The organism is Actinoplanes sp. NPDC000266 (genome assembly GCF_042899005.1).
GTDB lineage: Bacteria > Actinomycetota > Actinomycetes > Mycobacteriales > Micromonosporaceae > Actinoplanes.
The window spans coordinates 273,925-286,044 of sequence record NZ_JBIAZI010000007.1; the positions used below are offsets into that span (position 1 = coordinate 273,925).

A 12,120-nucleotide genomic window follows, 5' to 3' on the forward strand; every position below is an offset into this window, starting at 1 on the left:
GGGAGCCTTCGCGACGGCATTACCGTGAGACCCGTGTACGACCCTCACGACGAGCCCGATCTCCTGGAGCCCGCCCGGCTGTTCGACGCCTTGCAGAACGGCGCTCCGGATCTCTCGCCCGCGTTGTCGCCGCACGACGTGGTCGTCGCGGCGGCCGGCACGTGGGGCCGGTACGGCTCGGTGGTCGTCCTCCGGCGTGACTGGGAGGAGGACAACGCGCTGCTCGACGATGTCTACCTACTGGAACGTTTGCCGGACGGCCAGTGGTCGGCTCCGGACAGTTCCTCGGGCTCTGGCATGCCGGAGTGGGTGCTCGATCGTCCCGACGGGCCGCTGCCGGACACGCGCGAAAGCCACCTCGTGAACCTGGGTGCTCAGATGGCGAAGGTCGGCGGGTGCTGGCTGGCAGAACTGACCGTCATGGCAAGCCGAGCCGTCACCAACGTCGAAGTGCGTTACGGCGGCGACGAGATCGCCGTCTCCGTTCCACGCAGCGGCCTGGTGACCCTTCCCGGGGTAGTGCGCTCGCCCGATGATATCGCCGAGTTCCGGGCATTCGACGACGCCGGAAGGCTGCGAGCCGTTGAGCGCTACCTGCCCCTGGGCGAGTCTGACCGCCGCATGGGCTGGCCCGACGAGTCATTATGGGCGTCGTAGTGATGGAAGGCGCCTCCGCCATCGAGGGCAGCGAATGCCGGATCGACCACGAAAGGCAGGGCGCCGGCGATCAGCGTGCCGATGCCGATGGCCGTCCATCTCGTGGCCGAGGGGAACAGCGACATCGCCGGGCTCGGCCAGGTGTGGGGTGGCCCTCCGCCGATTCAGGTCGAGCCGAGGCTGATGCCGGACACGGGCAGTTTTCGCGGAAGGCGCATCGTCAGATAGACGGCCACAGCCAGGGCCAGCTCACCCAGGTTGGCGAGCCACGGCAGGCCGATCGCGGCGGCGGCGAACATGGTCGCGGCGCCGGCCAGCAACCACGGGGAGCGGTGGCGGCGCAGCAGCAGGACGCCGAAGGCGATCAGGATCAGGATGACGGCGATCGCCGCGATCGGTGGGCCGTTCGACGCGGCGTTCGTGTAGCGGACCGTGCCCGCGTAATGAGTGGGCTCCAAGGCGAGCGTGACGATGTCGCCGTAGACGCCTATGCCGATCAGCAGCGCGGTCGTCAGGATGAACGGGCGAAGGTCGGCCACGCCGGCCAGGCCCGCCGCGATCAGGACCAGCAGCGGCACCAGCAAGGCGTGTGTCACGAAACGGGGGACCGACAACGCCTGCAAGACGGCGCCCGGGCCGATCGTGGAGCCGAGGGCGATCACCGCGTTGTCCCAGATCAGGGCGGCCACGACCAGCGCGAGCAGGGTGCGCGCCCATCCTGAGGGAAGGCGGAGGACCAGGATGAGCAACGCCGTCTCGGCCACGGCGATCAGCCCGAACACCGCACTCGTCATAAGGGAAACTCCGTTCCATCAGAGGAAACGAGCCTAGGTACCTTTAACGTGTAAGTTCAAGACGTGACCGCTACCGACCTCGATCGTCAGCGCCTCGACCGAGCGAAGTTCGCGGTCGGCTTCACGTTCGCCACCAACGGGCTCGCCTACGCCGGATGGCTGGCCCGGGCGCCCGCCGTGCGCGATGGGCTCGACCTCTCGCCGGCCGGGTTCGGGCTGCTCCTGCTCTGTCTCTCCGCGGCCGCCATCTCGGCCATTCCGCTGGCCGGGCCGCTCGTGCAGCGGGCCGGGCCGGCCCGGGCCATCCTCATCGGCAGCACGTCGATGGTCCTCGGGCTGACCGGGCTCGCCACCGGCACCCTGCTCGGCTCGGTGCCGCTGGCCGGCTTCGGGCTGGTGCTGGCCGGCCTGGGCAACAGCACGTGGGACGTCGCCATGAACGTGGAAGCGGCCGATGTCGAGCGGCGCGTCGGGCGCACCCTCATGCCGCGCTTCCACGCCGGCTTCAGCCTCGGCACTGTGCTCGGCGCCGGCTTCAGCGCCGTCGCGGCGGCCTCCGGCCTGCCGATCTGGGTGCAGCTCTATCTCACCGCGGCCCTCACGCTTGCGGTGACGACCCCGGTGGTACGCCGGTTCCTGCCCCACCAGCCGTTGCCTCCGGGCCAGAAACCCGCGACGAGCGTGCGCCAGGCCTGGCGTGAACCCCGTACCGTGCTGATCGGTCTCATCATGCTCGGCTTCGGCTTCACCGAGGGCACCGCCAACGACTGGCTCGCGATCGGCCTGGTCGACGGCTATCAGGCCAGTGAGACCGTCGGCGCCGTCGCGTTCGGCGGCTTCGTCACCGCGATGACCCTCGGCCGGCTCTTCGGCGGCTACGCCATCGAACGCTGGGGCCGCGTCCTCACCCTGCGGATCACCGCCGCCTCGGCCGCCCTGGGCCTGCTGCTGGTCGTCACCCAGGTGTCGGTGCCGCTGGCCATGGCCGGCGCCCTGCTGTGGGGCGCCGGCGCCTCACTGGGCTTCCCGATCGGCATGAGCTCGGCCGCCGACGACCCGGCCCGCGCCGCCATCCGCGTCTCGGTCGCCGGCTCCATCGGCTACGGGGCCTTCCTCGCCGGCCCGCCCCTCATCGGCCTCCTGGCCGACCATGCCGGCGTGCTGCGGGCCATCCTCTGCGTCTTCGTCGCCCTCGCCATCGGCCTGTTCGCGTCATCCGCCGCCCGCCCACTCCGGGTGGGGGAGTGACCGGGCCTCAAACGCCGGGCGTACGCAGCCACAGGTCGCGGTTGCCCGCGATGAGGACACGGCCGTCGTGCAAGGTGGTCACGGCCTGGGGTGGGGCGTCGCCGCAACCCAGCTCGCCGCGCTGCCACGGATGGGTGCCGTCGCCCAGCCAGACGACGCCGCAGTAGTCGGGACGTCCCCCGATGGTGGGGAGCGAGTCGTCGATCGCCCCGGTCACCACCATCGTGCCGGTGGCGTCGACCGTGACGTCCGTGATCCGGCCGGCGCCCAGGCCCGCGGTCGGCCCGGGTTTCCAGTGCAGCCCGTCGACGCTGGTCAGCACGTACGTCACGTCCTGCTCGCCGGCCTCCGTCCGGTCCACGCCGCCGAACGCCGTCCAGCGGCCCCCGCTGTGGACGATCCGGGTCAGCATCAGGTGCTGGGGCAGGCCGTCGATCGTCGACGCCGACCAGGTGCGGCCGCCGTCGGTGGAGCGCCAGGCGCCGGGCTGCTGCCAGCCGTATCCGATCGCCACGACCGTGTCGCCGGCGGCGCCGAGGACGGCCAGGAGCTGCCGGTCCGCCGGGCGTGGGCCGGCGGGTGCGGGCAGGTCCACGCGGCGCACCGACCGGCCGTCGTCGTCCGACACCAGCACCGCCGGTGGCGGCCCGGCCGTGTCGACCAGGTCGGCGTTGATGATGATCCGCCCGCTGCCCGTCCGCACCATGCCGGCGACCCGGCTGCGGGTGCCCTGTCCTTCGAAGCCGGCCTTGGACAGGTCGGCGCGAGCCAGTTCCTCCCGCTTGCCGTCGCGGTAGCGGGCCAGTCCGCGGCTGGAGGCGGCGAGAATCGTGCCGCCGGGCTCGACGAGCGCCGCGTCCGCGCTCACTCCGCCGCCCGGCCACCCGTCGGGAAGGTCGCCGCTGCCCCGTGCGGTGGTGGGCGCCGGGTCCAGCCGCAGCCGGTCACACGCGGGCTCGCCCGTCCAGTTCGCGGTCACCGCTCGGTAGCCGTTCTGATAGTCGCCGAGGGCCAGCGCGCACGACGACAGCGGCAGCAGCGCGCGCAGGCCGCTGCCCGGCGGCACCCAGTCGGAGCTCGCCGGCCAGTCCACCGCGCCGGCGTGCCGCTCGAAGCCCAGGTCGGAGGCGGCCACGGTGCCCAGGCCCGTGCGGTCCGGGGTCCCGCCCGGCGCCGGCCGGGACCGGGCACATGAGACTGTCGCCAGCACGAGGGCGGCCACGGTCAGAGCGCGAACAGCACGAACCATGGCCTCGATCATGCCCGGGCCGTTCTAGGGCCGGTAAATGACCTTCGACAAGCAGGCCGTCATCACGTCCCATGTGGACGCGCCGCCCGAGCGGGTCTGGACCGCGCTGACCGACGCCGGCGAGGACCGCGACGGCTGGGCCGGCTGCCTCGCGAGGCTCACGCCGTACGCAGGAAGTCGGTGATCAGGCCGGCCAGCACGGCCGGCTGTTCCATCACCATGGCGTGCGAGGTGTCGTCGAGCGAGATGTACTGCGGGTGCCGGGCCGCCTGCGCCTGCTCCACCACGAAGCGCCGGTGGGCCGCGTAGAGCTCGGCGAACGGCTCCTGCTCGGGCAGGTTGCGGGTCGGCAGCACCAGCAGCTCAGGGCAGGTCGTGCCGGCGTACACCGGTCCCAGGTCCAGCTCGTTCATCAGCGCGCGCATCTGTGAGGTGGCGGCCGCGGACGGGCGGGTCGAGGTCTCGCCGTTCTCGTGGACCAGGTTGCGCCGGAAGCCCTCGATCCACACCTTCTCGTTCGCGCCCATGTCGCGGGCGGCCATGCGCTGCGACTCGACGATGTCGGGCAGCTGGTCGGCCTCGATCACCTGGCCGGCCTGGGCCTCCAACTGGTCGAAGATCGCGTGCAGGCGCTTGAGCTCGGCCGCGGCCTTCGGCGGCTCCATGCCGGGCAGATGCTCGACACGGGTGGGCGGCGGGTTGCCGTCGAGGCTGACCACTCCCGGCGCCTCCGGGTGGCGCTGGCCCCACAGCGCCGCCAGCATGCCGCCGAGCGAGTGGCCGACGACGGCCGGCCGGTCGAGCTCCATCTGGACGCAGACCGCGGCCAGGTCGCCGAGGGCCGCGTCCCAGGTCCACGTGCCCTCGCCGGAGCGGCCGTGCCCGCGCAGGTCGACGCTGATCACCCGGTGGCTCTGGCGCAGCGCGCGGGCCAGGGTGGTCATCTGGGCCAGGTTGCCGCCGGCGCCGTGCAGCAGGAGCAGCGGCGGCTGGTCGCCGCCGAAGTCACGGACCGCGAGCGGCAGGTCGCCGGCGTCGATCAGGCGGTCGTTAATCATGGTGTCCTCCTCGCGGCGCGACGCCGCGTAGCCGGTCTCGAATGGCCGCCGACGGCACGCCGCCGTTCGGATGGCGGGGGAGCCGTCCCCGTTTGACCAGGTCGTGCACCCCCTGCCGGGTGATGCCGAGCATGGCGCCGGCGGTGGCGTACGACACCGACTCGGCCCCTGGATGTCCCGCCTGCCGAGCCACGGCCCGGCCCAGCGGCGTCGCCCACCACTCGGCCGGCGGGTCGAACGGCCGGTCGGCCGGGTGGAGCGTCGCGATCAGGCGGGCCGCCGTCATCAGCGCCGCCGTCTCGTCGTCCCCGGTGAGCGTGCCGGCCCAGCGACGGGCCCGCTGCCGGACGAGCGAGCGCAGCGCGTCGACGGCGTCGTCGCCCTCGAGCAGCACCTCGAGCGGGTCGAGCAGGCGGACGTCGAGCAACCGCACGATCTGCCCGGCCAGCTCGTCATCGCCCATGTCGCCATCCTCCCGATGCTTGACGCCGAGTGTCAAGTTACCCTGCGTACATTAAGGGTGTCTTTGGTGGCCTTTCGCTGGGCCGGGCGGACCAGTACGGTGTGCCCGGATCAGACCGGAAGGATCGCCCGTGCGCTCGCGTCTCGTCGTGCTCGGCGCTGTCACGCTGCTCGCGCTCGCGGCCTGCGACGACAAGGCCGTTGACCAGCCCGTGGCGCCGCCCCCGGTGGAAGAGGCCGAGCAGTTGCCGGCGGCCGCGGCCGGCGGGGCCTGCGCCCTGTGGGATTACGCCTCCATCGAAGAGGCGATCGGCGTCCAGTTCACTGTGGCCGCTTCCAACAAGGTCGAGTCCACCTCGACATGCGTGGTGCAGACCGTGGACGCCGCCTATCCGGACCTGACGCTCTCGGTCGTCCAGAGCACCGCGGCCACCGCCGATCAGTTCCTCGACGACCTGATGCCGGCCAAGGGCATCAAGCTCAAGGGCCTGGGCAAGGCCGCCTATCTGCTCAAGACGCCGGCGGGTGGTGGCCATGGGCCGGCCACCGAGATCGGCTGGCTCAGCGCCGCGAAACAGCTGCGGACGCTCCGCTTCACCTTCCCCGCAAACGCCGAGTCCACCGCCGTGACGGCGATGACCAGAGATCTGTTCACCTACGCCAAGACGATGGACACGGCCAAGGGCTAGCTCAGTGCGCCGCGACGAACACGCGCGACGCCACCTCCCGCGGCAGCCGGATCTTGTCGCCGGACCGGTCGATGGTCACCCCGTCGCGTTCCTGGGCGACGGTCACCGTCGTGCCGGGGTCGATGCCGGCCGCGTGCAGCTGGCGCAGCACGTCGGAGTTCGTCTGCACGCTCTCGCAGATGCGCTGCACCACGACGCTGCCGGTCAGGCCCGGGAACGCCAGGTTGCGCTCGCCGGCGCTGACCTGAGCCGCGCTGTCCAGCACGTCCTCGTCCTCCTCGTCCGGGACGCCGAGCGCCTCGAGGCCGGGGATCGGGTTGCCGTACGGCGAACGGGTCGGCTTGTTGAGCAGCTCGTAGACCTTCTTCTCCACCGAGTCGCTCATCACGTGCTCCCAGCGGCAGGCCTCCTCGTGCGCCTCCTCGTAGGGCATGCCGATGACGTTGACCAGCAGAAGCTCGGCCAGGCGGTGCTTGCGCATGACCGAGACGGCCGTGGCCCGGCCCTCGTCGGTCAGTACGAGATGGCGGTCGTTCTCGACGGTCAGCAGTCCGTCGCGCTCCATGCGCGCGACCGTCTGGCTCACCGTCGGACCGCTCTGGTGCAACCGCTCGGCGATCCGCGCCCGCAGCGGGGGCACACCTTCCTCCTCGAGCTCGAGGATGGTGCGCAAATACATCTCGGTTGTGTCGACGAGGTCGTGTTTGTGTAGTGACGTCTTCATGCTTCGACCTCCCAGTGCTCACGGCCAACAGCCGGCCTGCCCCGGGTGTCGACGAGATAATTCACGGTGTGGCCCTCCCAGCAGCGATATTACCTCGTTACATGGGGTTGACAGCGGCCCCGAGCTGGTGGGCATAGACCCTACCCGACCGGGACAGTTCGCCGCGGGACGCCGCCGCGGGCCGGAAGTTGCCGGTGGTGCGTGGCAGCATGACGGTCATGGTGGACCGGACGACCGCGGTGGTGTGGGACCGAGCTCTCCTCGACTACGACATGGGTGACCATCCGCTCAACCCCGTGCGCGTCGAGCTGACCATGGCGCTCGCCCGTGAGCTGGGTGTTCTCGACCGGCCGGGCGTGCGGATGATCACACCGGTCCCGGCCACCGAGGCCGAGCTCACCCGCGTGCACCGAGCCGACTATCTCGACGCGGTCCGCGCCGCCCCGAGCGACCCGTTCTTCTCCGGCTGGGGCCTCAACACCCCCGACAACCCGGTCTTCGACGGGATGCACGAGGCATCGGCGCGCATCTGTGGCGCCTCCATCGCCGCCGCCCAGGCCGTCTGGCACGGCGAGGCGACCCGGGCCGTGAACGTGTCCGGTGGCCTCCATCACGCGCTGGCCGCCCGCGCGTCCGGCTTCTGCGTCTACAACGATCCGGCCGTCGCCATCGCGAAACTGCTCGACCTCGGCGCCCAGCGAGTGGCCTACGTGGACGTCGACGTCCATCACGGCGACGGGGTGCAGGCCGCGTTCTACAACGACCCCAGGGTCCTCACGATCAGCCTGCACGAGACCCCGCTGACCCTCTTCCCGGGCACGGGCTTCGCCGACGAGACGGGCGGGCCCGGCGCCGAGGGCACGGCGGTGAACATCCCGCTGCCGCCGGGCACGGGAGACGGCGGCTGGTTGCGGGCCTTCCACGCGATCGTCCCGTCGATCCTGCGGGCGTGGTCCCCCGAGATCATCTTCAGCCAGTGCGGCGCCGACGCCCACCGGCTCGACCCCCTGGCCGACCTGCGGCTCTCGGTCGACGGCCAGCGCGCGGCCTACGTGGCGATGCGCGAGCTGGCCGACGAACTGTGCGACGGCCGCTGGGTGGCCACCGGCGGTGGCGGATACGCGCTGGTCGAGGTCGTGCCCCGCGCGTGGTCCCATCTGCTCGCGGTCGCGACCGGTGAGCCGCTCGACCCGTACACCCGGACCCCCGCACCCTGGCGCAAGCTGGCCGCCGAGCGCTGCCCCCGCTCCGAGGTCCCCGAGTCGATGACCGACGGCACGGAGCCGCCGGTCGAGCGCTGGCAGCCCGGCACCACGCCCGACGCCGTCGACCGGGCCATCCTGGCCAGCCGCACCGAGGTCTTCCCGCTGCACGGCCTCGACCCCCACGACCCCCGGGACTGAGGGGCCATCGTGGACAAGAGCGCCGACGTCCTGCTCTCCGACGGCACGGCCGTCCATCTCCGGCAGATCCAGCCGGGCGACGCGCCGGCCATCGTGGAGTTCCACTCCCGGATGAGCGACCGGACCCGTTACCTGCGCTACTTCTCGCCGTACCCGCGGATTCCCGAGCGCGACCTCGAGCGCTTCGTCAACGTCGACCATCGCGACCGCGAGGCGTTCGTCATCGTCACCGGCCCGCGCATCATGGCGGTCGGCCGCTACGAGCGGCTCGGGCCCGGCTCGCCCGACGCCGAGGTCGCGTTCGTGGTCGAGGACGCCCATCAGGGCCGCGGCATCGGCTCCGTCCTTCTCGAATATCTGGCCGAGGCGGCGCGGGCCCACGGCATCACCCGCTTCGTGGCCGAGGTCCTGCCGGAAAACTCGGGCATGCTGCGGGTCTTCAGCGACTTCGGCTACCAGGTGCAGCGCAAATACGCCGACGGCGTGGTCCACCTCAGCTTCCCGATCGCGCCCACCGAGAAATCGCGGGAGGTCCAGGAGTCCCGCGAGAAACTCACCGAGGCCCGCTCGATCGCCCGGCTGCTGGCCCCGCGCGCGGTCGCGGTCTACGGCGCCAGCGCGAGCGGACAGGGCATCGGCGCCGCCATGCTCGGCCACCTGCGCGACGGCGGCTACTCCGGCACGATCGTCCCGGTGCACCGCAGCGCCGAGCGGGTGGCCGGCCTGCGGGCGTTCCGCTCGGCGGCCGACGCCGGCGCGACGGTCGACCTGGCGCTCATCGCGGTGCCGCCCGAGGGCGTCGCCGAGGCCCTGGCCGACGCCGCCGCGAGTGGCGCCGGCGGCCTGGTGGTGGTCTCGGCCGGGTTCGCCGAGACCGGCCCCGACGGCGCGGCCGCCCAGCGCGAGCTGATCCAGAGCGCCCACGACGCCGGCCTGCGCGTCGTCGGCCCCAACAGCATGGGTGTGGCCAACACCGATCCCCTCGTACGCCTGAACGCCACCCTCGCCCCGAGGCTGCCGGCCGCCGGGCGGGTCGGCTTCTTCAGCCAGAGCGGCGCGCTCGGCGTGGCCCTGCTGGCCGAGGCCGACCGGCGCGGCCTGGGCCTGTCCAGCTTCGTCTCGGCCGGCAACCGGGCCGACGTCTCCGGAAACGACCTGCTGCAGTACTGGCAGGACGATCCCGGCACCGACGTCGTGCTGCTCTACCTGGAGACGTTCGGCAACCCGCGCAAGTTCGCCCGGCTGGCCCGCCGGATGAGCCGCGTCAAGCCGGTGGTGGCGGTCGCCTCGGCCACCCGCCCGGCCGGCCTGGCCGGCGACGGCCCGGCTCCCGACCCCTATGCGGTGACCGCCCTGTTCGCCCGCTCCGGCGTCATCCGCGTCGACACCGTGCGCGAGCTCTTCGACGTCGGCCTGCTCCTGGCCCACCAGCCCCTGCCCGGCGGCCGCCGGGTGGCCGTGGTCGGCAACTCGTCGGCCCTCTCCGAGCTGGCGGTCTCGGCCTGCCGCGCCGACGGCCTCACCGTGGCCGAGGGCTACCCGGTGAACATCAGCCCGATGGCCGGCGCCCACGACTTCGCCGACGCCCTCGCCGACGCCGCCGTCGACGACCGCGCCGACGCCCTGGTCGTCGTCTTCGCCCCGCCGCTGCCGGGCCAGCTCGCCGACGAGGACGCCGACTTCGCGGCGGCCCTGGCCAGCGTCGCGCTGGCCGGCGAGAAACCCACGGTGGCGACGTTCCTGCTCGAAGACCTGTCCACAAGGGTCCCGTCATACCCCTCGGTCGAGGAAGCGGTACGGGCCCTGGCCCGGGTCGCCTACTACGCCGACTGGCTGCGCCGCCCGCCCGGCGTGCTGCCCTCGTTCCCCGACATCACCCCCGAGGCGGCGGAGCTCGACGGTCCACCGTCAGACCTTCTTTCGGCGTACGGGATAAATGTCGTCCCCTCCACATTGGCGTCCACGGCCGACGAGGCGGTGTTCGCAGCCTCGGCCCTGGGCTTCCCGGTGGCCCTGAAAGCAGCGGGCGGCGCCCTGCGCCACCGGATAGACCTGGGCGCCGTGCGCCTGGCCCTGGCCGACGAGGAATCCGTCCGGGCCGCGTGGGCCGAGCTGGCCGGCTCGTTCGGCCCCGACGTGCTGGTGCAGACGATGGTCGCCCCCGGCGTGGCATGCCGCGTCGAGGTGATGGAGGACCCGGCCTTCGGCCCCGTGGTCGGCTTCGGCCTGGGCGGCGTAGCCAGCGAACTCCTGGGCGACCTGGCCTGGCGAGCGGCCCCGCTCACCGACCGGGCGGCCGAGGCCCTGGTCGACGAGCCGAGGGCGGCCCCACTGCTGCACGGCTACCGCGGAGCGGCCCCGGTCGACCGCGCGGCCCTGATCGACCTCCTGCTTCGAGTGGGCCGCCTGGCCGACGACCACCCCCGCCTCCGAAGCCTTTCCCTCAACCCGGTCCTGGCCCGCCCCGACGGCTTCTCGGTCCTGCACGCCGCCACCGAGACAGGCGACCCGGCCCGCCGCCCCGACACAGGCCCGCGCCGCCTGCGCACCCCCTGACACCGCTGTTTCGCCGCCAGCCTCGCCTCTCGCGCGCGCTTTCCCGGCACCGGCTCCGCCGTCTGCCTACCCTTTGACACCCGGTGTCCCGACGCCGACCCCGCCTTCCCGGCACCCGCCTCCTGCCAGTGTTTCGCCACGCGCGGAAGTGTCGTACCCCGGCGATACGGTCGTCCCGCTCGGCGATGACGAGGGGATGGGCGGGCGATGATCGAGGCAGGGCGAGGGGATCTCCTGGCGGCCGATGTCGAGGCACTGGTGAATGCGGTGAACACCGCCGGAGTCATGGGCAAGGGGATAGCGCTCCAGTTCAAGCGGGCCTTCCCGGGGAACTACCAGGCCTACCGCGCGGCCTGCTCACGTGGTGACGTCCGCGTCGGTCACATGTGGGTCTTCGCCGAGGGCGGTCACCACATCGTCAACTTCCCGACGAAGCGCCACTGGCACGACAAATCCCGCCTCGACGACATAGCGGCCGGACTCGACTCGCTGGTGTCGATGGTCCGCGAGCGGGCCATCACTTCGCTTGCCGTCCCCGCTCTGGGGTGTGGCGCCGGCGGCCTCGCCTGGGCCGACGTGGGCCCCTTGATCGAGCGGGCCTGCGCTCGGATCCCTGAGGTCCGGGCCGTGGTGTTCGCCCCGCCGGGGTGAGGCTCCGCGGGTGATGCTGGGCTGGGCAGTCATATGGCTCATGCGCGGCTGGGCCGGGCGGGCGCATGATGGCGGCCACAACGAGGGTTTACGTCGCGGCCGCCCGGGCACGATGCAGCGGCCGGCCCCGGAAGAGAGAAGAACGAGATGAGCGACTCGCAGGAGAGCATCGAGCGGGAGATCGCCGGGGGCGACTACGGCCCCGGGATCTTCGACGAGCCCACCACGTACCGCCCCGAGAAGGGCGACGACGACGCCGGCCTGTCCAGCACCCTGGCCGCGGGCACCGACACCGAACAGCTTCAGGACGGCGGCCCGCACCCCGAGCACGGCGTCATGACCACGACCGGCGGCACCGCCGGCCCGAACAGTTTCCGCACCCGCCCGCGCTCCGGCCCCGGCGTGGCCAACACGACCACCGGCGACGCCACCACCGGCGCCATGGAGACCCCGGTCGACGGCTACACAAGCGACGCGAGCAGCAACGCCGTCGACTGAGTAACCGGCTGAAACGGACCCGGCCGACGCGTCACGGACCCGGCCGACGCGTCACGGACCCGGCCGACGCGTCACGGACCCGGCCGACGCGTCACGGACCCGGCCGACGCGTCACGGACCCGGCCGACCGT

Annotated in this window: 13 protein-coding genes; 8 read left to right on the forward strand and 5 right to left on the reverse strand. The window is 72.5% G+C overall.

Features of this window, described 5'->3' with window-relative positions; all coding sequences use genetic code 11:
- Window positions 1-33 precede the first annotated feature (33 nt).
- On the forward strand, window positions 34-657 hold the full coding sequence (locus tag ACFY36_RS28715; RefSeq protein WP_499749012.1) for a hypothetical protein: 624 nt from the start codon (window positions 34-36) through the stop codon (window positions 655-657).
- Window positions 658-821: 164 nt separating this feature from the next.
- On the opposite strand, the gene ACFY36_RS28720 is transcribed toward ACFY36_RS28715, so the two are convergent.
- On the reverse strand, window positions 822-1,451 hold the full coding sequence (locus ACFY36_RS28720; RefSeq protein ID WP_499749013.1) for a hypothetical protein: 630 nt from the start codon (window positions 1,449-1,451) through the stop codon (window positions 822-824).
- Between the two features lie 63 nt (window positions 1,452-1,514).
- Here ACFY36_RS28720 and ACFY36_RS28725 point away from each other — a divergent pair, with 63 nt between their 5' ends.
- Window positions 1,515-2,699 carry an MFS transporter gene (locus ACFY36_RS28725; protein ID WP_499749014.1) on the forward strand — a complete coding sequence of 395 codons (1,185 nt, stop codon included), beginning with the start codon at window positions 1,515-1,517 and terminating at the stop codon, window positions 2,697-2,699.
- A 7-nt stretch (window positions 2,700-2,706) separates the two neighbouring features.
- Here ACFY36_RS28725 and ACFY36_RS28730 read toward each other — a convergent pair whose 3' ends face one another.
- Window positions 2,707-3,948, reverse strand: a complete 1,242-nt coding sequence (locus ACFY36_RS28730) for a sialidase family protein (protein ID WP_499749015.1) — start codon at window positions 3,946-3,948, stop codon at window positions 2,707-2,709.
- 37 nt (window positions 3,949-3,985) lie between these two features.
- On the opposite strand from ACFY36_RS28730, the gene ACFY36_RS28735 reads away from it, so the two are divergent.
- Window positions 3,986-4,132 (forward strand): hypothetical protein, encoded by a 147-nt coding sequence (locus ACFY36_RS28735; protein ID WP_499749016.1) that lies wholly within the window; start codon window positions 3,986-3,988, stop codon window positions 4,130-4,132.
- Here the strand turns inward: ACFY36_RS28735 and ACFY36_RS28740 are convergent.
- Together ACFY36_RS28740 and ACFY36_RS28745 are read right to left on the reverse strand one after the other, a co-directional pair.
- The gene (locus tag ACFY36_RS28740) at window positions 4,107-5,006 is read right to left on the reverse strand and encodes an alpha/beta fold hydrolase (protein ID WP_499749017.1); all 900 of its coding nucleotides are present in this window, start codon (window positions 5,004-5,006) and stop codon (window positions 4,107-4,109) included. The two genes, ACFY36_RS28735 and ACFY36_RS28740, sit on opposite strands and share 26 nt — an antisense overlap.
- Complete coding sequence (locus ACFY36_RS28745; protein WP_499749018.1) at window positions 4,999-5,469, reverse strand: hypothetical protein; 471 nt, start codon at window positions 5,467-5,469, stop codon at window positions 4,999-5,001. The genes ACFY36_RS28740 and ACFY36_RS28745 overlap by 8 nt, the downstream gene beginning before the upstream one ends.
- A 130-nt stretch (window positions 5,470-5,599) precedes the next feature.
- On the opposite strand from ACFY36_RS28745, the gene ACFY36_RS28750 reads away from it, so the two are divergent.
- The gene (locus ACFY36_RS28750) at window positions 5,600-6,157 is read left to right on the forward strand and encodes a hypothetical protein (RefSeq protein WP_499749019.1); all 558 of its coding nucleotides are present in this window, start codon (window positions 5,600-5,602) and stop codon (window positions 6,155-6,157) included.
- 1 nt (window position 6,158) lies between these two features.
- On the opposite strand, the gene ACFY36_RS28755 is transcribed toward ACFY36_RS28750, so the two are convergent.
- A complete protein-coding gene (locus ACFY36_RS28755; RefSeq protein ID WP_499749020.1) occupies window positions 6,159-6,881 on the reverse strand; it encodes an iron-dependent transcriptional repressor DtxR in 723 nt (240 codons plus the stop codon).
- A gap of 218 nt (window positions 6,882-7,099) precedes the next feature.
- Here ACFY36_RS28755 and ACFY36_RS28760 point away from each other — a divergent pair, with 218 nt between their 5' ends.
- The 4 genes from ACFY36_RS28760 (at window position 7,100) to ACFY36_RS28775 (ending at window position 11,989) form a co-directional block, all read left to right on the forward strand.
- Window positions 7,100-8,284, forward strand: a complete 1,185-nt coding sequence (locus ACFY36_RS28760; RefSeq protein ID WP_499749021.1) for an acetoin utilization protein AcuC — start codon at window positions 7,100-7,102, stop codon at window positions 8,282-8,284.
- Between the two features lie 9 nt (window positions 8,285-8,293).
- Window positions 8,294-10,840, forward strand: coding sequence for a bifunctional acetate--CoA ligase family protein/GNAT family N-acetyltransferase (locus tag ACFY36_RS28765; RefSeq protein ID WP_499749022.1), 2,547 nt, complete (start codon window positions 8,294-8,296; stop codon window positions 10,838-10,840).
- A 267-nt stretch (window positions 10,841-11,107) separates the two neighbouring features.
- Window positions 11,108-11,491, forward strand: a complete 384-nt coding sequence (locus ACFY36_RS28770) for a macro domain-containing protein (protein ID WP_499749023.1) — start codon at window positions 11,108-11,110, stop codon at window positions 11,489-11,491.
- A gap of 147 nt (window positions 11,492-11,638) precedes the next feature.
- Window positions 11,639-11,989, forward strand: a complete 351-nt coding sequence (locus tag ACFY36_RS28775) for a hypothetical protein (RefSeq protein WP_499749024.1) — start codon at window positions 11,639-11,641, stop codon at window positions 11,987-11,989.
- Window positions 11,990-12,120 lie beyond the last annotated feature (131 nt).

What these genes read in the sequence shown, in the direction of transcription:
- ACFY36_RS28720 (WP_499749013.1), bottom strand. Translation starts at nt 1,451, where the DNA reads ATGACGAGTGCGGTGTTCGGGCTGATCGCCGTGGCCGAGACGGCGTTG.
- ACFY36_RS28730 (WP_499749015.1), bottom strand. Translation starts at nt 3,948, where the DNA reads ATGGTTCGTGCTGTTCGCGCTCTGACCGTGGCCGCCCTCGTGCTGGCG.
- ACFY36_RS28735 (WP_499749016.1), top strand. Translation starts at nt 3,986, where the DNA reads ATGACCTTCGACAAGCAGGCCGTCATCACGTCCCATGTGGACGCGCCG.
- ACFY36_RS28740 (WP_499749017.1), bottom strand. Translation starts at nt 5,006, where the DNA reads ATGATTAACGACCGCCTGATCGACGCCGGCGACCTGCCGCTCGCGGTC.
- ACFY36_RS28745 (WP_499749018.1), bottom strand. Translation starts at nt 5,469, where the DNA reads ATGGGCGATGACGAGCTGGCCGGGCAGATCGTGCGGTTGCTCGACGTC.
- ACFY36_RS28755 (WP_499749020.1), bottom strand. Translation starts at nt 6,881, where the DNA reads ATGAAGACGTCACTACACAAACACGACCTCGTCGACACAACCGAGATG.
- ACFY36_RS28760 (WP_499749021.1), top strand. Translation starts at nt 7,100, where the DNA reads ATGGTGGACCGGACGACCGCGGTGGTGTGGGACCGAGCTCTCCTCGAC.
- ACFY36_RS28775 (WP_499749024.1), top strand. Translation starts at nt 11,639, where the DNA reads ATGAGCGACTCGCAGGAGAGCATCGAGCGGGAGATCGCCGGGGGCGAC.